This is a genomic window from Nocardia sp. bgisy134 (genome assembly GCF_057708325.1).
The window spans coordinates 138,472-163,992 of the sequence record NZ_JBYIRW010000017.1 but is presented as its reverse complement, the minus strand read 5'-3'; the positions used below and the strand labels follow the sequence as shown (position 1 = coordinate 163,992).

The 25,521-nt window shown below is 67.5% G+C and carries 1 protein-coding gene; it reads right to left on the bottom strand.

The genetic code is table 11. The annotated features are described in order from the left end of the window. Positions 1–338: 338 nt before the first annotated feature. Positions 339–24,806 (bottom strand): non-ribosomal peptide synthetase, encoded by a 24,468-nt coding sequence (locus AC3ERS_RS27295; RefSeq protein WP_431970948.1) that lies wholly within the window; start codon positions 24,804–24,806, stop codon positions 339–341. Positions 24,807–25,521: the final 715 nt, after the last annotated feature.

The window sequence follows — 25,521 nt, the reverse complement described above, 5'->3', positions numbered from 1 at the left end:
GGCGGATCCCCACTCGTGAGGTCGCCGGGTGGTTGCGCCGCTCGGTCACACGTCTGGTTCGAGCTCTGCTCGCCGGCGCGTCGCGTGGACAGGGACGCGCCAATCGAGTCCTGCCCAAAGCAATTCCGAGCGGAACGACATCGACGGGCTGGCGGTAGTTCCGTCGGTCACCGCCGCACGTGCGAGTTCGAGCCTTCATCGCGCGGCATGACAGAGTAGCGATTGTCACAGCGATGCGGACCACCAGTGCATTGTCTCGCCCATCGCATCCGGGCCACGGCCCAGCTCGGCGAGACGACCGTCACGCCGACGTCGAGCCGGATCCCGCTGGACAGTGATCAGTATTCGTTCATGAACCTTTCCAGGACCGGGCCGACGACGACCATGGCATGCGGGTGGCTCAGCTCGAGGTGGCGTGCGTCGACGATCGTGTTGTGCATGTTGCCGGTGACGTACGGGCGCCATGTCCGCACGAGAGCGCCGTCGTCCATGCGGTCTTTGCCTGCGGTGAAGAACACCACCTCTCCGTCGAAAACTTCTGGCCGGTGATCGGCCGCGATCTTGCTCGCGGTCTCGAAACTCTCCATCACGCGGTCCGCCTGTTCGGCGGTGAACAGCCCGGTGCCGACCACCTGGTCCCGGATGACCGCCCACGCCTGTTCGTGCGTGTCCGCCTGCACCCCGTCACCGAGGTCGAACAGTTCTCGCCAACCGCCGAGTAGGTCCGCCATCAACTCTCCCGGCGCGGGCTCGTCCCCGGTGGTGATCGTCGCAGCTGCCGTCGGATCCGAGGCGTCGGCGGAGGAATCCAGCAGGGCCAGCGTTCCGACGAGCTCACCATCGCGCTGAAGCTGCACTGCCATCTCGTGCGCGATCTGCCCGCCCAGCGACCAGCCGAGCAAGTGGTACGGCCCGCTCGGCTGTATCCGGCGAATCTCGGCCACATACCGCTCGGCCAATTCGTTCACGGAATCCGCACGTGGTTCGCCCGCCACGACATGCGGATCCTGCAAGCCGTATACCGGTCGATCCTTGTCCACATGTTCGACCACGCCGCCGTAGAACCACGCCAATCCCCCGGCGGGGTGCACAGCGAAGAGGGCGGGCTTCGATCCGCCGGCACGCAGCGGAAGCAGTACCTCCAGACCGGAGCCGCCCTCGGCCTCATCGACCCTGCGCGCCAGCGCCTTCGGTGTCGCATCGTCGAACATCCATGGCAACGCGATCGTCACACCGCGAGCACGCAGTTCGGTCACCACCATCGTGGCCAGCAGCGAATTGCCGCCCAGGTCGAAGAACCCCTCCGAGATCCCGACCCGCGTGACGCCCAAGACCCGCGCGTATACGTCGCTGATCGCTTTCTCGGTATGCGTCCGCGGCGCGACGAACTCGTCCACCGATACCTCGAAATCGGGAGCAGGCAAGGCGTTTCGATCGAGCTTGCCGTTGACGGTCAACGGCAGATCGGGCAACACCATCACTGTCGACGGCACCATGTAGCTAGTCAGCATCTCGGCAGCGGCCTCCCGGACCTGGCCCGGATCGATCTCCCGGCCGTCGACGCCCACGACGTAACCGATCAACTGATCGACGCCGCTGGCGTGCCGGTGCACCGCCGCGGCGGCCCGCGTCACCTGCCGGTGCCGGAGCAGCGCCGACTCCACCTCGCCCAGCTCGATGCGGTAACCACGCAACTGCACCTGCGCGTCAGCCCGGCCGACGTAGTTCAACTCGAGCCCAGTGGCGGTCTTTCGCCACCGGCCCACATCCCCGGACCGATACAACCGGGCACCGTGCGGGTCGAAGGGATTCGCCACGAATCGTCCCGCCGTCACAGCAGGGGCTCCCAGGTAGCCCCGCGACAATTGCCCACCGGCCACATAGATCTCTCCGGCGGCGCCGATCGGCGCCGGGCGCAGCCGGTCGTCGAGCACGTATACGCGCAACCCCGGAAGCGGTGTCCCGATCCCGGCCGCGTCCGTCCGATCGATCTCGGTGAACGTGACATGCACTGTCGTCTCGGTGATCCCGTACATGTTGATCAATCGCGGCGATCCGGGCTCGTGCGCCGCAAACCATCCGGTCAACCGGGACGCATCCAGTGCCTCGCCGCCGAATACGACGTAACGCAGCGTGAGTTCGCCAGCGGTGCAGCCGGATTCGCGATACTCGCGCTCTGCCGCGGCGAACCCGTAGAACGCCGACGGTGTCTGGCTCAACACCGTCACGCGCTCTCGCGCCACGAGATCCACGAACGCCTCCGGCGACCGGGATGTGTGGTAGTCGACGACGACCAGCCTGCCGCCGGACAGCAGCGCGCCCCACATTTCCCACACCGCGAAATCGAAGGCGTAGGAATGGAACATCGTCCACACGTCGTCCGGGCCGAAGTCGAAGCGTTCGGCCGTGTTGGCGAACAACGTGACCGCGTCGCGATGGCTGACCGTCACCCCTTTGGGGCGGCCCGTCGATCCCGAGGTGTAGATCACATAGGCCACGTTGTCCGGCCGCGGGTTCGGCGCCACCGGATCGCAGCCGCCCGCTGCTGTCGCGTCCGAACCATCCTCGACGAGCAACACCGGCGCGGCGTACTCCGGCACCGCCGATGCCAACTCGACCGATGTCAGCACGGCGGCCGGGCGTGCGTCGTCGAGCACGAACCGCAATCGGTCCGGCGGATATGCCACGTCCAGTGGCAGATACCCGGCGCCCGCTCGCATCACCGCGAGCAGGCCAACGACCAATTCGATCGAGCGCGGTAACGCCACTGCCACCAGTGATTCCGGCCCCACGCCCTGCTCGCTCAGCCGCGCGGCGAGATGGGTGGCCTGCCGATCCAGCTCCGCATAGGTCAACTGTGACGCACCGTCGGAGACCGCGACCGCGTTCGGCTGGGCCAGGACTCGGGCAGCGAACAGGTCGACGAGCGTCACGTCCGCGACCACGACGCCGTCTTCGCCCGCCGAGTCGAGCAATTCGCGGCGCTGTATCGGATCGACGATCTCGATATCGCCGACCGCGCCCGCCGGATTCGCGGTCACCTCCTCCAGAATTCGTACGTAAGCGTCCGCGAACCGAGTCATCGTCTCTTCGACGAAGAGATCGGTGGCGAAGGTGAGCCGACCCGCCATGCCATCCGGACGGCCTCGGTCACCGAACCGCTCGACCAATTTCATGCTCAAGTCGGCCTGTGCCTGCTCGAAACCGTCTTCCATCGGCTCGATGCCGATCCCCGGCAGTTCCAACGCGGCCTTGCTCAGGTTCTGGACGTCGAGCGTCACCTGGTACAGCGGAAGATGCGCAGTCGACCGGGGCGGATTCATCGCTTCCACGACTTGCTCGAAGGGAACATCCGCATGCTCGAACGCCGCCAGGTCCGTGTCACGGGTCGCGGCGAGCAATTCGGCGAACGGCTGTCCGGGCCGCACCCGCGACCGCAAGACCAGCGTGTTGACGAACATGCCGATCAGATCATCGAGCTGACGCTCGCCACGGCCGGCCACCGGGGTGCCGATCGCGATGTCGTCGACGCAGGCCGACCTGGACAGCAGGACGGTCAACGCGGCGTGCAGGACCATGAAGACCGTCGCGTTCGCGGCGCGCGCGACAGCGACAATCCGTTCGTGCAGTTCGGCGGGAAGCTCGAAATCGACGGCGCGGCCGCGCATGGACGCGACGAGTGGCCGGGGCAGGTCGGTCGGCAATTCGAGCAGCTCGGGCAATCCGTCGAGGGTGTCTTTCCAGAATCGCAACTGCCGGGACATGACCGAGTCCGGATCGTCCGCCGAGCCGAGCATCTCTCGTTGCCACAGCGCGTAATCCGCGTACTGGACCGGAAGGACCGGCCACATCGGTGCTGTCCCTTGTCTACTCGCCTCGTACGCCAGTGCCACATCCCGCGCGAGCGGCATCATCGACTGGCCGTCGGCGCAGATGTGGTGCACGCAGATGACCAGAACGTGGTCCCGGTCATCGACAGCGAACAATTCGATACGCAACGGGGGCGCCTGTCGCACATCGAAACCCGTCGAGACCACGGCGATCGCTCGTTCCCTCACATGCTTCTCGTCGACCCGGACGGGCGTCGGTACCGAGGCGACCTCGTCGACGCCGACGGCAACCTGACACGGCTGTCCGTCGGCCATCGGGAACTTGGTCCGCAGCGACTCGTGCCGGTCGATGACCAGTGAACACGCGTGCCGCAGCGCGGCTATGTCGAGTTCTCCGCGCAGCCGGATCACCAGCGGGATGTTGTACGCACCGACCGTGGTGTCGAACTGATTGAGGAACCACATCCGCTGCTGCGCCGGTGACAGCGGCACGAGCGGCGGCCGGAGTCGCGGCGTCAGCGGCAGTCGGGAGTCGCGGTCGAAAGTATCCAGGCAGGAGGCGAGTTCGGCGACCACAGGTTTCTCGAACAGGTCTCGGACCCCGATACGCACTCCCAGTGCCGTGCTCGATTGCGCGGCCGCCCGTGTCGCCGACAGCGAGTCGCCTCCGAGGTCGAAGAAGCTGTCCGTCGCCCCTACGCTGTCGATGCCCAGGACGCTTCCGAACACCTCCGCGATGCGCCGCTCGGCGTCGGTGCTCGGAGCGACCCATTCCCGACGGTCCGCGAATTCCGGGGCGGGAAGCGCCAGGCGGTCGAGTTTGCCGGTCGTTGTGAGGGGCAGCTCGGCGAGCATCGTGAACACGTCGGGCACCATGTGCGCGGGCAGTCGCAACCGCGCGGCGGCCCGAACCTCGTTCGGATCCACGTCCTCGTCGGTGACGAGGTAGCCGACGAGTCGATCCAGGCCGCGCTGGTCCTTCCGCAGCATGACGACCGCGTGCTCGATCCCGGGATACTCGGCCAGAACAGCTTCGATCTCACCGAGTTCGATGCGCTGACCGCGGATCTTCACCTGGAAATCGCGCCGTCCGAGGTGTTCCAGGGTGTGCTCCGGTGTCCAGCGGGCGAGGTCGCCGGTGCGGTACATGCGCGAACCCGCCGCACCGAACGGATTCGCCACGAACGAGCCTGCCGTCGCCGATGCCCAGTTCACATATCCTCGCGCCAGCTGCACACCCGCGAGGTACAACTCCCCCACCACCCCGACCGGCACCGGCCGCAACCACGCATCCAGGACGACAGCCTCGACTCCACGGCTCGGCCCGCCGATGGTCACCGCACCATCCGGTCGCAGCGCGGCACTGATACACGCGAGAACCGTCGTTTCGGTCGGGCCGTACCCGTTCAACAAGGTCCGGCCCGGCGCCCACATCGCGACCGTTTCCGGTGTCACCGCCTCCCCACCGGCCATCAGCACCCGCAGCGAATCCATACCGGTCGGCGACATCGTCGCCAGCACACTGGGCGTGACGAACGCATGCGAAATCCGCTGTGCGCGAATCAGTTCTGCCAGCTCGTCGCCGCCGAACACCGCCGGCGGCGGCACCAGGAGCACAGCGCCTGCGGTGTGGGCCAGCAGCACATCGATGAGCATCGCATCGAAGCCGGGAGCGGCGGCCTGCAGCACTCGCGAACCAGTGTCCACACCGAACCGGTCTCGCTGCACGGCCGCGAAACTCGCCAGCCCCTCGTGGGTGACCGCGACCCCCTTCGGCATTCCGGTCGAGCCGGAGGTGTAGATCACGTAGGCCACGTCCCGGACGTCCGGTGTGCGCACGCGCTCGGCGTCGGTCACGGCGGCCGCCGATCGCGAGGCGATCGACGTCGCGGTGTCCGGATCATCGAGGACCATCGGGCGCACCGTGCCGGGCAGCAGATCCCGCAGTGCCTCGACCGTGACCGCAACCCGCACCTCGGCATCCGCCACCATGAGCGCGACGCGCTCGGCCGGATTCCGCGAATCGACGGGCACGAACGCCGCGCCCGCCTTGGTCACCGCCCACAGGCCGACCACGAATTCCGCCGACCGCGGCATCGCCAGCGCGACCTGATCCCCCGGGCCTACGCCCCACGCGATCAACTGCCGCGCCACTCGGTTGGACCAGGCATCCAATTCCGCGTAGGACACGGTACGCCCACCGGAAACAACGGCCGCCGCCTCGGGATCGACCGCAACGCCCGAGGACAGCAGGTCCGCTACGAGGCACGGCGCCATGGCGCTGCCACCTGAGCGGGGCACGAGCGCGCACCGCTCGCCCGCGGACAACAGATCGATCGCACCGAGCCGCCTGCTCGGATCGGTCGTCACCGCACGCAGCACGGTGTCGAAACGGGCCGCGAGACCAGCCGCTGTCACGTCGTCGACGCGGGCCCGCTGGTAGCGGAGCCGGACTTGCAACTCGTCGGTGTGGTGCGCCTGCACGGTGATCGGGTAATGCGCCGCGTCGCGGCCATCCGCCGAGACCACCCGCATACCGTCGACATCGGCCTCGCCGAGGCCACTGCTGTCGACCGGATACGACTCGAAGACGACCAGAGTGTCGAACAGCTGGCTGCTGCCCGCGGCCAGCATGATCTGTGACAGTTCGAGGTAGTGGTGGTCGAGCAGACGGGTGTTGTCCGCCTGCAGTCGACGCAGCGCGTCCTCGATGGTCAGATCCCGCCGGACATCGGCGGCGACCGGAATCGTATTGATGAACAGACCGATCGTCGACTCGACGCCCGGCAGTTCAGCGGGACGGCCGGATACCGTGCTGCCGAAGGTCACCCGTTCGACACCGAGCAGATTGCCCAGCACCACGGACCAGGCGAACTGCACGATCGTCGCCATCGTCACCGCTCGCGCCCGCGCGAACGTCACCAACTCTGCCGTCGCGGCACGATCGAGGACGATCGGCAGATCGATCGGGATGTCCGCGGTCGTCGCCGTCTGTGGATCGGCGACCAGCGAGGGCTCGCTGATATCTCGCAGCGCGTCCCGCCACACCTCGGCGCTGGTAGCGCGATCACGCCGGCCCAGCCATTCCAAGTAGTCGCGGTACGAGGTCGCCGGGGGAAGCAGTTCCGGCTGTGCGGCCACGGCGTACAAACCGATCAACTCACGCCACAGCAGCGGCAACGACCAGCCGTCCAGCAGAAGATGGTGCGCGGTCAACACCAGCCGGAAGTCGTGCGGCCCCACGGCGACGAGCAGGAACCGCAACAGCGGCGGGTCGGCGGGATCGAAGACGACCGCCCGCTCGGCGTCGATCAGCTCATCCAATTCCCTTGTGCTGCCGCAGTGTTCGACGCTGCGCCAGCACACCGTTGTGGCGGCGGGAACAACCTGCACGGGAACGCCGTCGGCCGTTCGCGTGAACGCGGCCCGCAGGTTGGGATGCCGCACGAGCAAGGCTTTCGCGGCACGCTCGAGCCGATTCTCGTCGACCACGCCGGTGAGACCGAGGACCGATTGCGCCGTGTAGACGTCGAGTTCGCCCGCCGCGAATTCGACGTGGAACAGCAGACCCGCCTGCAGCGGCGCCAGCGACCAGACCTCGCCGAGTCGACCGTACCGGTCGGCGAAGGTGTCCAGATCGCGCTGTGTGAGGTCGACCAGTGGAACATCTGCCCGCGACAATCCCCATTCGTCGTCCGCACGAGCCATGGCGGCGATCTCGGTGACGGCGTCGACCCATCCGCCGACGAGTTCGGCCACCTCTTCGTGTTCGAGCAACCGCGAGGCGTAGCCGACATGTGCCGACAGCTCGGGTCCGGCCTCGGTGTCCACGATGTTCACGTCGATCGTGATCACCGCTGCGGCAGGCATATCCGGATCGAAGGCGGCCCGCCGATCGAACTGCTCGTCGGTCGGGACCCACGCGATATCCGACAGCGAGGTGAGGTCGACGCCGGCGCGGCCGAGATTGTTGAAACTGATCTGCGGCTGGGGCGCCGACGCGAGCCGGTCGGCCGTGTCGGTGTTCAGATAGCGCAGCAGGCCGTAACCGATGCCCTTGTCGGGGATCTCGCGCAGCTGGTCTTTGACGGACTTCGCTGCCGCGCGGAGGTCCGTGTCATCGATTCCACTGAGGTCGAGCGCGACCGGGTACGTGCTGGTGAACCAGCCCACGGTGCGCGAGACATCTGCTCCTGCGGCGATCTCCTCTTCGCGGCCGTGTCCTTCCAGGAGGACTTTCGCGCCCGGGTGCGTGATGCCGCGGCGCCTGCGCCAACCGACCAGCGCGACCGCCAGAGCGGCCAGCAGCGCATCGTCGACGCTGCCGCGCACGGCTCGCGGCACCGCGTCCAGCAACGCCGAGGTCACTTCGGCCGGGATGGACACCGTCAGATGCCGCACCGTCGCCTGGGTGTCGACGGCGGGATCCCATTCCGCGCTCCCGAGTTGCGGATCGGCTGCCGCACTCATCCGCTGCCACAGCTCGAACTCGTCACCCCGGCCTGCCGCCGCGGCGATCGACGCGTGTGCCCACCGCCGCATGGATGTGCCCTGGGCAGGCAACTCGACCGCCCGCCCCTGGCTGATCTGCTGCCAGGCGGTGACGAAGTCGGGCAGCAGGATCCGCCACGACACCCCGTCGACAGCCAGGTGATGAATCACGATGAGGGCACGGGCATCGGCCTCGACACCCGATTCCGGAAGCAGGCACGCGACCTGCAGCATCCGGCCCTCGGCGGGATCGAGTCGGTCGGACGCGTCGGTCAGCGCCGCTTCCACCACGGCGGTGAAACCGGCGCTGCCCGGCGCCTCGTGCGCCCCGAAGGTTCGCACGAACACCGAGCCCGCGGCATCGGCAGTGCCGACGGGAAGCACCTCCATGCATCGTTCGCGCAGCCGCGAGCGCAGCATGTCGTGCTGTTCCAGCACCGCACGCACGGTCGCGATCACGTCATCGACTCGTGCGTCCCGCGGCAAGCGCGTCAGCATCGACTGCGCGAACCGATCGGCTGCCCCGAGCCGCTCGACGAACCAGGACACGATCGGCGTGAAGGGGATTTCGCCCACGCCACCGCCCGGCAGCTCCGCGAGCGACACTCGTTCCGCGGCCTCGGCCACCTGTGCGAGTCCCCGAACGGTCTTGCGCTCGAAAATGTCCCGAGCCGTCACGATGACACCCGATGTCTTCAGCCGCGATGCCAACTGGATCGACATGATCGAGTCACCGCCGAGCGCGAAGAACGAGGTCGTCACGCCCACCGACCCGATGCCGAGCACGTCCGCGAAGGCGGCGGCGATGGTGCGTTCCAGGTCGGTCGCCGCGGCGACGGCGTCGTCGCCATCGACCTCGAAGACGGGTTCCGGCAACGCTTTTCGGTCCACCTTGCCAGTCGAGGCGAGGGGCATGTGGTCGAGCACGGTGATCGTCGACGGCACCATGTAGGCAGGCAAGACGGCGGCGACGTGCTCCGACACGGCGCTCGACTCGACGACTTCCGCGGCTTCCGCCACGATGTATGCGGCGAGCATCGGTTGCCCGCCGGGCCCCGTTCTGCTCACGGTGACAGCAGCGGCCACCTTCGGATGGGAGAGCAGCGCGGCGTCGATCTCGCCGAGTTCGATGCGCTGGCCACGAATCTTGACCTGGAAGTCGATGCGGCCGACGTATTCCAGCGCGCCCTGCGCGGTCCAGCGAACGGTATCGCCGGTGCGATACATCCGCGACCCCGGCGCACCGTACGGATCCGCGACGAACGCACCCGCTGTCGCGGCAGGGCGATTCAGGTAGCCGCGCGCCAATGCGGCACCGGAAAGGTACAGCTCCCCGGTCACCCCCACGGGCACAGGACGCAACCGCGCGTCCAGCACCACAGCCTCGACACCACGGATCGGACCGCCGATGGTGATCACATCGGACGGCTGTACCGGATCGCTGATCGTGACCACGATCGTCGTCTCCGTCGGGCCGTAGATGTTGTGCAATTGCCGTCCCGGCGCCCAGGCGGCGATCAGGTCAGCCGACACCATCTCGCCGCCGACCGCCAGCACCCGCACCGAGGCGAAGTCCGCGAGTGACACCGTCGCCAGCACGCTGGGTGTCAGGAACGCGTGGGTCACCCCATGCGCGCCGACCAGTGCGGCCAGATCCGGGCCGCCGAACACCTCCGGCGGCGACACGACCAGGCAAGCGCCTGCCGCACACGCCATCAATGCTTCGAGCAGCACCGCGTCGAAGGCGGGCGCCGCCACTTGCAGTACACGCGACGTGGCGTCCACGCGATAGCGCGCCCGCTGCTCGGCCGCGAATCCGGCCAAGCCCTCGTGCGTCACCACGACACCTTTCGGTGTTCCGGTCGAACCGGACGTGTAGACCAGATACGCCGCGTCCCGAATCTGTAGTGCCCGTGCGCGCTCCGCATCCGTGACAGCGTGGCCCGGCTGTGCGGCGATCTCGGCGGCCGCATCGGGATCGTCGAGCACGACCCATCCGACATCTCCCGGCAGCGACTCTTGTACGGCCGCAATGGTGATCCCCACGGTGACACCGGAATCGTTCACCATGTGCGCGATCCGCTCCACGGGATATCGCAGATCCACGGGGACGAAGGTGGCGCCGGTCTTCGCTATCGCCCACATGGCGACGTGGTAGTCGACCGACCTCGGCACGGCCAGCGCGGTGAACACCCCCGGTCCGACCCCTCGGGCGAGCAGGTGCCCGGCGAGCTGGCTCGACCGGCGATCGAGCTCGGCGTAGGTGAGGGTCTCGGTCTCCCCGATCAGGGCGACCGCCGCCGGATCCGCTGCCACGGCCGCGGCCAGCAGTTCGGGCAGCAGGCACGGCGACGTGGTCTTCCCACCATGTGCCGGGACCAGCCGTTCGGCCTCCCTCGCACTGAGCAGATCGATGTCGCCCACCGCGCGCGCCGGGTCGGCGGCGACCGCTTCGAGGACCCGCACGAACCGCTCGGCGAGCGATTCCGCGGTCGATGCGACGAACAGGTCTGTCGCATAGGTGATCTCGCCATCGATTCCGGCAGGCCGCCGGCCGTCGACGCGTTCGGTCATCAGCACGGTGAGGTCGGTTTTGGCCTGTGCCAGTCCGGGGTCGAGCAGTTCGACATCGATACCGGGCAGCTCGAACCGGGCCGCACGCATGTTCTGCAACCCGAACATCACCTGATACAGCGGCGTATACGCCGTCGATCGGGGGCGGTCGAGGACATCGACCAGCCGTTCGTAGGACACATCGGCGTGCGCGAGGGCCTCGAGGTCCACGTCGCGGACCTCCACCAGAAGTTCCCGGAACGACCGGTTCTCGCGGACACGCGTGCGCAACACCACGGTGTTGACGAACATGCCGACCAGATCGTCCAGCGCCTGGTCGCCTCGACCGGCGACCGGGGTGCCGACCGCGATGTCCTCGCTGTGCGCGGTGCGCGCCAACAGGATCGCCAACGCCGTGTGCAGCACGACGAACACGGTGACGCCCTCACGGTGTGCCAGCCGCACGATGTCGTCGTGCAGCCCCGCCGAGATCGCGAAGGGAACGCTGCCACCGGCCATCGACATGGCGGCAGGCCGTGGCCGATCGGTCGGCAGTTCGAGCAGCTCCGGGGCCTCGTCGAGAACCTCGGTCCAGTAGACGATCTGCCGCGCGATCAGCGACGCCGGATCGTCCTCGGCGCCGAGCATCTCGCGCTGCCACAGCGCGTAGTCGGCGTACTGGACGTCCAGTGGTTCCCATTGCGGCGCTTCGCCGTTCACCCGCGCTTCGTAGGCGGCGAAGACATCGCGGGCCAGCGGCGCCATCGATGAGCCGTCGGCGGCGATGTGATGGACCACGAGCACGATCACATGCTCGTCGGCGCCGGTGCGGTACAGCCGTGTCCGCACGGGCGCCGATTCCGCGACATCGAAACCCGTCCCGACGGCCTGCCGGATCCGGTCGGCCAGCTCCGCCTCGTCGGCGACCGGCTCCGGATCCGGCACCAGGTCCCTGGCCACCGCCGCAACGTCCTGCACGACCTGGCACGGCTCGCCGTCGACAGCGGGATACACCGTGCGCAGCGGCTCGTGCCGGGACACCACATCGAGCAATGCCGCCCGCAACGCGGCTACCTTCAGCCGGCCCGTCAACCGGGCCGCGAGGCAGATGTTGTACGCCGCCGAAGCGGTGTCGAACTGGTTGAGGAACCACATCCGTCGTTGCGCCGCCGCCAACGGGACCGCCGCCGGACGTGGCCGGGCGGCGAGCGGAACCACCGCCGAACCGGTTCGCTCGCCGAGGCATTCGGCCAATCCGGCGATCGTCGGCTCGTCGAAGATGTCGCGGATGCCGACCTCGATACCGAGCGCCGCGGCGGCCCTCGCCGCGATGCGGGCGGCGGTCAGCGAGTTGACCCCGATCTCGAAAACGTTCGCCGTCACGCTCACTCGGTCGATATCCGTGATCTCGGCGACGATTTCGGCAAGGGCCGCTTCGTATTCGGTGCGCGGCGGCACGAATTCCTCGCCGTCGTCGAAGACCGGCTGCGGCAAGGCGGCTCGATCGAGCTTGCCGTTCGGTGTCAGCGGCATCGCATCGAGCACCTGTACGGCGGCCGGAACCAGGTACGACGGCAGTGCACGGGTGAGCTGGTCGCGAATCGCGCGCCCATCGGTCACCGCACCGGGTACGAGCGTCGCGTATCCGACGATGTGTTCCGCCGTGGCGACCGCGACGGCGCGTGCGACATCCGGGAGCGCGGACAGCGCCGCTTCGACATCACCCGGTTCGACCCGCTGACCGCGGACCTTGACCTGGAAATCACTGCGGCCCAGGTACTCCAGCTCGCCGGCTTTCGTCCACCGGACGAGATCACCGGTGCGATAGAGCCGCTCGCCCGCCGCGCCGAACGGGTGCGCCACGAAGACACCGCAGGTGAGATCGGCACGAGCGTGATAACCGCGGGCCAGCTGGACACCCGAGATGTACAGGTCGCCGACCACACCCACCGGCACCGGCCGCAGCCGCGAGTCCAGAACGTAGACCCGCATGCCGGACACCGGTGTGCCGATCGGGACCATCGCGCGGGTCGTCACATCCGGCACACAGCGTGCAGCCGTGACGACTTCCGCCTCGGCCGGGCCGTACCAGTTCACCACCTCGGCCTTCGCGAACACGCGCGCCGCCGCGTCGACGGTGCGCTGCGCCAGCGCCTCACCGGCAACGAGTACTCGCCGGATCGACGACAGCTCCGTGCCGGCGGTGGTTTCGAGGAGAACGTCCAGCATCGAGGGGACGAAGTGCACGGTACTGATCCGGTGTCGCGCGATGACGCCCGCGAGGTACGCCGGGTCGCGGTGCCCGTCGTGTTCGGCGACCACGATCTGCGCACCGGTCTGCAACGGCCAGAACAACTCCCATACCGCGATGTCGAACGTGATCGGAGTCTTGTACAGGACCGTGTCGGACGCGTCGTGTGGCCACTCCCGCTGTGCCCACGCCAATTGGCTCACGGTCGCGGCATGGGTCAGCGCGACGCCTTTGGGAACGCCGGTGGAGCCGGAGGTGAACAGGACGTAGGCCACATTGGTCGGCCGCAGCGGCGCGCGGCGCTCCGAATCGGTGATCGGGGCATCGGCAAGACCTGCCAGGTCCACTCGATCGATCCGCGCGGTCTCGAACCCCTCCGGAAGTTCGTCGCCGTCCGCGGATGTGGTGAGCACCATCAACGGCCGCGCCGCGTTCAGCACGCCGGCAATTCGCGCGCTTGGAGTATCCGGATCTATCGGAAGGAACGCCGCCCCCGCCTTCACCACCGCATACAGCGCCGTGATTTGCTCGACCGATCGCCGAATGCAGACCGCCACAACAGTTTCCGGGCCAGCCCCGCGCGCGATGAGCCATCGGGCGACACGGTTGACGCGGGTGTCGAAATCCCGATAGGTCGACACGGTGCCGTCCGAGACGCGAATCGCCGGAGCATCCGGGGTGCGGGTGACCTGTTCGTCGAAGGCGTCGACCAGTGTCCGGACTGCCGCGGCGGGAACGGCGGCGGCGTTCCATTGCTCCAGCACCAAGTGCCGCTCCGCGGCATCGAGCAACTCCATCCCGCCGACCGCCGCATCGGCGTCGGTCGCGGCAGCGTCGAGTACGCGCACGAATTGTTCGGCGAAACGCCGGACGGAGTCCTGATCGAAAAGGTCCGCGGCATACGTCAGGCGCAGCGTCATGCCGGTCGGCTCGTTGTGGGTGCCGTGCCCCTCCGTCATCATCAGCAGCAGGTCGTAGATCGCGGCACTGTCGCCCGGATCCACGTTCTCGACGGTGAGACCCGGAAGTTCGACACGCGCCTGCGCGATGTTCTGGTAGGCGAGCATGACCTGGAACAACGGCGTATGGGCCGTCGACCGGGCGGGATTCACGGCCTCCACCACCTGCTCGAAGGGGACGGTGGCATGGTCGAAGGCCTCGATGTCCGTGCGCCGCACCTGGTTCAGCAAGCTGGAGAACGATTGATCCACCGTGACCCGGGTGCGCATCACCAAGGTATTGACGAACATCCCGACAAGGTTGTCGAGCGATCGGTGACCGCGGCCCGCATAGGGCACACCGATGGTGATGTCGCCGCTGCCCGAAAGCCTCGACAGCAACACCGCCAGCGCCGTGTGCACGACCATGAACGTCGTCGCGCCCGCTCGCCGCGCCAGCGCCTCGACCCTGCCCTGCAACTCACCGGGGATCGTGACATGTTCGACCGCGCCACGTTGCGTCTGCACGATCGGTCGCGGCCGATCGGTCGGCAATTCGATCACATCGGGGATGCCCGCGAGCTGAGTGCGCCAATAGCCGACGTCGCGGGCCAGGTACGAGTCCGGGTCGTCCGCCGAGCCGAGCACCTCGCGCTGCCAGAGGGCGTAATCGGCGAACTGGACGGCCAGCGGAGCCCAGTCCGGCGGGTTACCGCTGGACCGCGCACGATAGGCCGTCACGATATCGGCGGCCAGCGGCGCCACCGAAAAGCCGTCGCAACTGATGTGATGGACGGCCAACGCGACCACCCACGCCTGGTCCGACAGCTGATACAGCGCAATGCGCAGTGGCACGCCCTTCGACACGTCGAATCCGGCACCCGAGAACTCGGCCAACCGGTCCGACAGCTCGCGCTCGCCGACCGGCTGCGGCGTGAGGTCCCAGGTCGCGACAACGTCGGCCGCGTCGAGCACAACCTGTGTGGGCGTGCCGTCGACCGCCGGATACATGGTGCGCAGGCTCTCGTGCCGCTCGACGACATCGCCGACAGCCGCGGCGAGCGCATCGATGTCGAGCACACCGTCGAGCCGGATCGCCAGCGGTACAACGTATCCGGGTGAATCCGGATCGAACTGGTTGAGGAACCACATCCGCGCCTGTGCCTGCGACAGCGGAACGCGGTCCGGGCGCTGCTTCGGAGCGGGCTCGGGCAGATTCGGTACCGCACGCAGCCGCGAGATACGTTCGGCAAGGTCGGCAACGGTGGGCGCCTCGAATATCACCTGCACCGGTACGGCCACGCCGACGACCTCGCCGATCCGGCTCAGCGCGCGCGTCGCGACGAGCGAATTTCCGCCCAGGTCGAAGAAGTTGTCGTCCGCGCCGATCTCCGGGCGATCGAGCAGTTCGGCGAAGATCCCGGCGACTGTCTGCTCGACGAGTCCCTGCGGCGCGCGGTACTCGGATTCCTGGTTTCCCGGGTCCGGCGCCGGCAACGCTCGGTAGTCGACCTTGCCGTTGGCCGTGACCGGGATCGCGTCGATCCGGATCAGCGAAGACGGCACCATATACGCCGGCAGCCGTTCGAGCAGAAAGCCCCTGACTCCCTTGACATCCAACGCCTCGGTGGCCACCACGTAGGCCACCAAGCGTTGCTCGCCGCGATCGGTGCGCACCTGCACGACGGTCGCGTTCACCTGCTCGTGGGCGACCAACGCGGCTTCGATGTCACCGAGTTCGATCCGCAGACCGCGAATCTTCACCTGGGTGTCGGCGCGGCCGACATAGCGCAGGCTGCCATCCGCGCCCCAGCGGACCAGGTCGCCGGTGCGGTACAGCCGGGAACCGCTCGCACCGGACAAAGGATCGGCGACGAACGTCGCCACCGTCAGACCCGGCCGTCCGTGGTAGCCGCGAGCCAGCTGGACGCCGCCGAGGTACAGCTCACCGGTCACCCCGACGGGAACGGGACGCAGTCGCGAATCCAGAACGCGCACCACCACATTCGCCTCGGGAATGCCAATCGGCACTGCGCCGCCGTCGAGCGCGTCGATGCGGTGCGAGGTGACGCTGACCGCGGCCTCCGTCGGCCCGTACAGATTGTCGATGCGCGCCGCGCCGAGATCCCGGAAGCGACGGACGGTGTCGGCAGGCAGCGCCTCGCCGATGCACAGCACCCGCCGCAGGTCCGGGAATTCGTGTTCGGCAGCCTGCTCGAGGAATGCGGAGAGCAACGACGGCACGAAATCCACGGTCGTGACGCGATATTCGGCCATCAGCCGGGCCACGGCGGCGGGATCGACATGCGCGTCGGAACCCGCGACAACCAACGCCGCGCCGCAGGTCAATGCGGAAAACAGCTCCCAGACGGACAGGTCGAAGGTGAACGGCGTGCGCAACAGCATGACATCGTCGCCGCCGAACCCGTAGTGGTCGCGCAGCCACCGCAGTTGATTCACCACCGCCGCATGCGTTACCGCCACGCCCTTCGGCACACCCGTCGAGCCGGAGGTGTAGATGACATACGCCAGATCGTCCGGGCGCAAAGCCCGGATCCGGTCGGCGTCTGTCACCTCCGACGTATCCGCGTGCTCGGTACCGAGCTGCTCGAACGTCCACACCGGAACGCCATCGGGCACATTCGCCCTGTCGACCGCTCGGGTGAGGACGGCAGTCGGCATCGCGTCGGTGAGGACCGCGCGCACCCGATCGACCGGGTGATCCGGATCCAGCGGCAGATAGGCCGCGCCCGCCGCGTGGATCGCGTACAGCGTGGTCAGCAGGTCAACGGATCGACGCATCGCAACGGCAACAACGGTTCCCGGACCGATCCCCCGTCCGATCAGCACACGCGCCAGCGAATTCACCCTCGCCGCGAATTCTCGGTAACCGATCCGGTCGCCACCCTCGGCATCGATCACGGCGGTGTTCCCCGGGGTCGCCGCTGCCTGCGCGGTGAACAGGTGGGCGATCGTCGCGGACGAAGGACGGGTCGTCTCCCCGGTCGACCGCGCCATCAGCTCGCGCGCCTCGTTCGCGGTCAGTAGATCGATATCACCGACAGCGCGGGCGGGATCAGCGACGATCGCTTGTAGCAGCTGCAAGTAACGGTCGAAGATCGAGGTGATCGTCGCTTCGTCGAACAGATCTGTCGCATAAGCGAATTCGACTTCCATGTCGCCCGGTTCACCGTCCGGCTCCAGCGCGTCGACGAGATTCAGATGCAGGTCGTACTTGGCGACGCTCGAATCAGCCATCCGGGCCGAAACCGTCAGGCCCTCGAACGCCACGGTCGGGATCTCGATGTTCTGGAACGAGAATCCGACTTGCGTCAACGGCGCATGCGCTGTCGTACGTGGCGGATTCAGCACCTCGACGAGCCGCTCGAACGGGATGTCGGCGTTCTCGAAGGCGGCCAGATCGGTGGCCCGGACCTGATCGAGTATCCGGAGGAAGGACGCGGCGGGCTCGATGCGTGTCCGCAATACCAGCGTATTGACGAACATTCCGACCAGGGCATCGAGTCCGGGCTCGCCGCGACCGGCGATCGGTGTGCCGACCGCGATATCACCGCTTCCCGAAAGCCGCGCCAGCAGCGCAGCGTACGCCGCGTGCATCACCATGAAGACCGTCGCATCGTGGCGGCGGGCCAACGCGACCACCTCACGATGGAGTTCCGCGGGCACCTTCGTCGACACCGTCGCACCACGGAACGACTGTTTCGCCGGCCGCGGGCGATCGGTGGGCAGGTCGAGCACCTCGGGCACATCGGCGAGAGCCGCGCGCCAGTAGTCGATTTGGGCGACGGTCTGGCTGTGCGGATCGCTCTCGGTGCCGAGCATTGCGCGTTGCCACAGAGCGTAATCCGCGTATTGCACAGGCAACGGCGCCCACGGCGGTTCCTGTTGCCGGACGCGGGCTTTGTACGCGGTCATCAGGTCTGCGGCGAGCGGCGCGAGCGACGACCCGTCGAAGCTGATGTGATGGACGACGAGGACCAGGGTGTGGTCGTCGGGTGCGCTGCGCAGCAAGGTGATCCGGAACGGAACCTCGGCCGTGACATCGAACCCAGCGGCCACCTCCGCGGCAATGTGTGCCTCGACGTCGCTCGCCGCGACCGGCAACGGCTCCAGCCGGGGCAGTGCCGTCTCCACCGACACGACCACCTGGTGCGGTCCGCTGTCGCTGTCCGGGTAGACGGTTCGCAGGGATTCGTGCCGGTCGAGCACATCCGCGATCGTCGCGCGCATGGCGGCGACGTCGAGTTCTCCCGACATGTGGACGACCATCGGAATGTTGTACAGCGCCGAGCTCGTATCGAACTGATTGAGGAACCACATGCGCGCCTGCGCGGGCGACAGCGGGATTCGGACCGGGCGCTCTTGCGGCGCAAGAGGTTCCCGTCCCGCCGTGTCGCTGGTCCGGAGATTCTCCGCCAAGGCGGCGATGGTCGGCGCATCGAAGACCGCGCGCAACGAGACATCGACACCGAACGCGACGCTCAGTTGCGCCGCCACCCGAGTGGCCGACAACGAGTTGCCGCCCAGATCGAAGAAGCTGTCGAGGACGCCGACGTGCTCGAGCCCCAGCACCGCGGCACAGACGTCGACGACGATCTGCTCGGCAGCGTCTCGCGGTGCGACGAATTCGACGATGCCAGCGGCGAATACCGGTTCGGGCAAGGCCGCACGGTCGATCTTGCCCACCGACGACAGCGGCAGCGTGTCGAGCAGCATCACCGTGTCCGGGACCATGTGCGAGGGCAGGCGTTGCGCGGCGTACCTCAGCAGCTCCGCGGTATCGACGGTCTCGATCGCAGGCACGACGTAGGCGGCCAGTCTCGATCCACCGTCGGTCTCGACGCCCACCGTCACCGCCACCGCCACGGCGGGGTGCGCGGCGAGGACGGCCTCGATTTCGCCGAGTTCGATGCGCTGACCCCGGATCTTGACCTGGAAGTCGGTGCGACCGAGGTATTCGAGCGTTTCCTCCGGTGTCCAGCGGGCCAAGTCGCCGGTCCGGTACATACGGGTACCGGGGGGACCGTACGGATTGGCGACGAACGCGGTGGCCGTGGCGACCGGCCGGTCGAGGTATCCGCGGGCCAGCTGCACTCCGGACACATACAGCTGTCCGGTCACTCCGACCGGCACGGGCTGCAGGCCGGTATCCAGGACCACGGCCTCGACACCACGAATCGGGCCACCGAGGGTGACTCGCTCCCCGACACACAGCGGGTCGCTGATCGCGACCATGATCGTGGTCTCGGTCGGCCCGTACCCATTGAACAGCTGCCGACCGGGTCCCCAGACGGAGACCGTCTCCGCCGACACCGCCTCCCCACCGGCCACCAGCACCCGCAGTGAATCCAAACCGTCCGGCGACATGGTCGCCAGCACGCTCGGCGTCACGAACGCGTGGGACACCCGCTGCGCCCGAACCAATTCCGCCAAGTCGCGCCCTGCGAAGACTTCCGGCGGCGACACCACCAACGCCGCGCCGTTCGCATGAGCCATCAGCAACTCCAGCACCACCGCGTCGAAGCCCGGCGCCGCCAGCTGCAACACCCGCGAGGAACCGTCGACCCGATAGCGCTCCCGCTGCTCGGCCGCGAAATTCGCCAACCCCTGGTGGGTGACTGCGACACCCTTCGGCGTCCCCGTCGACCCCGAGGTGTGCAGCACGTACGCCGTGTCCGAGATACGGCAGGGCCGCACCCGGTCCGCATCCGTCACCGTCGCCGAGGACCGTGACGCGATGCAGACCGTGGTGTCGGGCTCGTCGAGCACCAACCGCCGGACCGAGTCCGGAAGCAGGTGCTGCGAAGCCTCGACGGTGATCCCCACCCGCGCGTCGGCATCGGCCACCATGAGCGCGACCCGATCGGCCGGATTTCGCGGATCCACCGGCACGAACGCCGCGCCCGCCTTGGTCACCGCCCATATCGCCACCACGAACTCCACCGACCGCGCCATCGCCAACGCGACCTGATCACCCGGGCCTACACCCCACCCGATCAATTGCCGGGCAAGACGGTTCGACCAAGCATCCAACTCCGCGTACGACACCGTGCGATCACCCGAGACCACCGCCGCCGCGCCCAGATCCCGTACCGACAACAACTCCGCCAACACCCGCGGCGCCTCGGCACGGCCACCCGACGCGGGCAGCAACCCTGCCCGCTCGACCCCCGACAGCACATTCACACCACCCACCCGGACCTGCGGATCGGACACGACCGCCTCGAGGACCCGATTCAGCCGCGCGGCCAGCTCCTCGACCGTCGCCCGATCGAACAGATCCGTGGCGTAGTCGATCCGCAGTGCGACATCGCCTCCCGCGGCGGTGTTTTCGGCGACGGTGACGATGATGTCCACCTTCGCCGGTTGCGGCCCGGGATCCAGGATCTCGACGGTGAGGTCGGGGAGCTCCAGGCTCGGGCGGTCCATGTTCTCGAAGGCGAGGTACACCTGGCACAGCGGTTCGTACGCGGTCGACCGCTGGGGATCGATTTCCTCCACCACGCGTTCGTAGGGCAGGTCGCTGTTGGCAAAGGCATCGAGATCGACATCTTTCACCCGCGCCAGAAAGGCGGTGAAGGATTCGCCGGAACGCACCTCGGTGCGCAGCGGCACGGTATTCACGAACATGCCGATGAGCGGTTCCAGCGCACGCTCGCCGCGGCCCGCGACCGGCGTCCCGATGGTGATGTCCTTCGAGCCCGACAGCCGGGCCAGCAGAACCGCCAGGGCGGCATGGACGACCATGAAAGTAGTGACGTTGGCCGTGCGAGCCAACCGCTCGATCCCGGCGAAGGTCTCGGCCGGTATCACGGTGTCGGCGACGTCGCCGCGCATGGACTGGTGCGCAGGGCGCGGACGGTCGGCGGGCAGCTCCAGCAACGGCGGCATCCCCGCCAACTGCTTTGCCCAGAAACGCAACTGGCGTGCCGCCACGGACTCCGGATCGTTCTCGTCACCGAGCAAGTTGCGGTGCCAGATGCTGTAGTCGGCATATTGCACCGTCAGGGGCTGCCAGGCCGGCTTCTTTCCTTCCGACCTCGCTTCGTAGGCCGTCACGACATCGGCCGCGAGCGGTCCGAGGGACGATCCGTCGCAGCAGATATGGTGCAAGACGATGACCAGGACATGCCGATGCCGGTCCGCGGACGCGAGCAGCGTGACCCGGATCGGCGGACTCGTACGCACGTCGGATCCGATCGACGCCAGGTCACGGAGCCGCTGCGCGAGGTCGGCGGAGTCGATCGGTTCGGGTGACAGATCGAGACCGGCGACAACGTCCTCGGCAGGCAGAACGACCTGTGTCCCTTCTCCGTTCACGACGGGATAGACGGTCCGCAGGGACTCGTGCCGATCGATCACATCCGTCAGGGCCGTGCGCAGCGCAGCGACGTCGAGACGGCCGGTCAGCTGCACCACCAGTGGAATGTTGTACGCCGCCGAGGCCGGATCGACCTGATTGATCAGCCACATTCGGTTCTGCGCCGGCGACAGCGGGATCGGCTCGACGCGTGGCTGCGCGCGCAACGCGAGGCGGCCGGGGCGGTGCTCGGCGTCGATGAGCGCGGCGAGTTCGACGACGGTCGGCTTGCCGAACAGATCCCGGACCGACAGATCGGATCGGGTCAGCTCGGCGATCCGTACGGCGGCGCTGGTCGCGGTGAGCGAATTACCACCCGCTTCGAAGAAGTTGTCCAGCACGCCTACCCGCTCCAAGCCCAGCACCTCGGCGAAGACGTCCGCGATCGTCTCCTCCATCACCGTGCTCGGCGCGACGTACGCCGCGGCCGAATCGAAGACAGGCTCGGGCAGCGCCCGATGGTCGACCTTGCCGTTGACGGTCAGCGGCAACTCGGGCAACACCACGACGACGGCGGGGACCATGTATTCCGGCAGGATCGTCGCGACATGCGCGCGCAGGGTGTCGGCCCCACCGGCGATTTCGCCGATGGGCACGACATAGGCAACGAGCCGCGCCGCCTCCGTGCCGGGCAGATGCACGACAACGACTGTCGCTGAGACTGCGCTGTGGGTCAGCAGCGCGTTACGTATCTCGTCCAGCTCGATGCGGAACCCGCGCAGCTGCACTTGCTGATCGCCACGGCCACGGTATTCCAGCTCGCCCGTGTGGTTCCAGCGCGCGACATCGCCGCTGCGATAGAGTCGCTCGCCCGGCTTGCCGAAGGGGTTGGCCACGAAACGTCCGGCGGTGAGTGAAGGCCGGTGGAGATAGCCGCGGGCGAGTTGCGTTCCGGCGACATAGATCTCACCCCAGGCGCCCAGTGGCGCCGGACGTAATCGTTCGTCCAGGACATACGCGCGCAGCCCCGGCAGCGCCGGGCCGATCGTGCTCGGCGCGCCCGGCATCGCGATCTGCGGTGTCAGGCCGAGATAGGTGACGAAGACAGTGGTTTCGGTGATGCCGTAGCTGTTGGCCAACACAGGCAGCTTCGGGTTGTGTTCGTACCAGTCCGCCAGCGCCGCCGGGTCGAGACGTTCGCCCGAGAGAACGACCAGTCGCATCGACAGCTCACCGTCGGGCTCACCGGCGTCCGCGTAACGCTGTCGTGCCGCGGCGAATTGGTGGAACGCGGAGGGCGTCTGGTTGAAGACGGTCACCTTCTCCAGTGCCACCAAGCGCACGACATCGTCCGGCGAGCGAGTGGTGAGGCTGTCCACGACGACCACCCGGCCGCCGCTGACCAATGCGCCGAAGATCTCCCACACCGAGTAGTCGAACGCGAACGAATGGAACAACGTCCACACGTCTCCGGTCCGGACGCCGATCTCGGCGCACGCGTTCACCAGGTAGGTCGCGACGGCGCGATGGGTGATCGCCACGCCTTTCGGCCTGCCTGTCGATCCGGAGGTGTAGATGACGTAGGCGACGTTGTCGGGGCACAGTGGGCTCGGCCGATCGGCGTCCGTGATCGGCGCCGCCGATTCGTCGCAGGCCGCGCCGTCGAACAGCACCACACGACCGGGATCGCCCGGCACGTGCTCGCGCATACCGCGGGTCGTCACGACGGCGATCGGATCGGCATCGTTCAGCACATATTCCAGCCGATCGGCCGGATGCGCGACGTCCAAGGGCAAATACCCCGCACCCGACTTCAGGACGGCCAGCGCAACGACGATGAGATCGGCGTCCCGTGGCATCGCGATGGCTATCAGTGATTCCGGACCCGCTCCGAGGGCGATGAGCGTACGGGCGAACCGGTTGGATCGCTCGTCGAGCTCGCGATAGGTCAGGGCGGTCTCACCCGATCCGACGGCCACCGCGGAGGGTGTGGCGGCGGCCTGCCGCGTCAGCAAATCTACGAGCGTCGCTGTGCTCGTTGCGCCGTCACGACCGGCGAGCTGCCCGACGATGCGCGCCTCTTCGGCGGGGTCCACGAGCGGGATCTCGACCAGAGGGGTTTCGATGGGCGAATCCATCAAACGATGCAGGAAGGCGATGAACCGACCTGCGTGCGCATCGAGTTCGTCCTGGCTGTACAAATTCGCATTCCCGTGCAGTTCGATCAGCAGCGGCGCGTCGGCCCCGGAACGGTACAGATTCAGCTGCAGATCATCCAATGCGCCCGACGTCAGTGCGCGGTAACGGCCGACGGCCGACCCGAGGCGGATCTCCGAGTCGAAGAAGAGGATATTGACAATCGGTCCGAACGAGGTCGCGGATGCGTCCAACGCATTCGAATCGCGACGCAGATCCTCGAACCTGTAGAGCTGATGCCGCATCCCGGAGACGAGTTCGGACACCGACGCGCGGATCACTTGCTCCACAGTGGTCGTCGCGTCCACGGTGAACCGAATCGGCACCATATTCGCCAGCATCGCGGCAGAATTGCGCAGGGCTTTCGTCACACGAGCGCTGACCGGCATCGACAACACCACGTCGTCGGTACCGGTCATTCTGGCGAGGAACGCGGCGAAGGCCGCGATGACCACTTGCGCGGGCGATGCGTGCAGGTCGTCGGAGAAACGGTCGAGCATGGTGGACAATTGCGACGGAAGCTGCTGGCCCGCGACATGATCGACCTTGCTCCACCGGGCTGTGCGACCGGACAGGCTCGGCGGCGTCGGAAGATCGGCAACCTTGTCGAGCCAGTACGCCTTGTCGGTCTCGAACCGCGAGCTGACGCGATAGGCGCGCTCCGCCTCGACGATGTCGCGCAATCCGGCCGCCTCCGACGGCACGGGCGGCCTGCCTTCGAGCAAGGCGTTGTAGTGCTCGGCCATCCGGGTGATGACGTTGAACGCGGCGTAGCCATCGACGATGAGGTGATGGGCACGCCCGTACCACAGGTACCGATCTTCGGCGAGCCGGATCAGCCGCGTCGCGGTGAGCCGGTCACGGCTCAAATCGACAGCCTTGGTGTTGTAATCGCGCCGCATCCATTCCATTGCCGCGGCGAACGGGTCGTCCTCGCCGCTGACGTCGAGAATGGACTCGTTGTAGGTGATGCTGCGGTCGACGAATTGATAGGGGACGCCGTTCGACTCGACCACCCGGACGACGAGAGATTCGGTTTCGCGGCTGGCGTCGTTCACCGCCTTGGTGAATACGTCGTGGTCGATCGGCCCCGCGATTTCGATGTAATGTGCGATGTTCACCGTCGGCCCCCCCGACAGGTTGTCCGCGAGCCACATGCCGTACTGCGCCCTCGAGAGCGGAATCAGATCCAGCTGGTCGGCAGTTTCGGCTGACTTTGGGTTCATCTAAACCTCTCGCTCGGACTCGGAGGCATAGAACACGGCGGACCCCGCCCCTGCCCGTGCTCGAAATCGCCTGTATATGCACTTCGTCTACGTCGAAGCAGCGCCCAAATCTCTGGTCTGGAACGCGCCGATCAGCACAGCGTGCGGCTCACCTCGTCCGCACCCGGAATCACTCGGACGCCGACGGTCGTGCGACGAATCCCCAAGCTCCCACTCATTGACGTCTCCCAGCATCTCGAAATCTGAAATCGGACATCTCGAACATCTGGTGAAGCAACGCGGGCTCACATGCAAACAGCAATCTCGCGCAGTCTAGCGACTTCGCAGCACTTACTTCCGATCTTTCGCCGGGCCTTCGGCAGTGCGTGGTCGGGTTCGGATCGGTTTCCGGCGGCTGATCGGCGACCGGCGGGCAACACAGGGTGGCCCGCTCCGCAGGTGTCTGCCGGGTTCCACGGGCGCGGGGGTACGTCCTTTCGCGGGTTGCAGGAGAGTCGTGCGAGTCGGCCCTGCGGCAGGCGGTCGGGTGCGGTGATCAGCAGGCTGGTGCGGGGAGCATGCCGGGACAGGCGCAGGTGGGTGCCGCGGGCGTGCCATGCGAGTTCGGCCGGTGACAAGAATGGTTGCAGGCGTAGGGTTTTGGACTCCCAGCGGCGGGTTGATCGGTCGCGCAGGGCGATCGTCGCAGCCAGGCGTGCAGTGCCAGGGCGAAGCG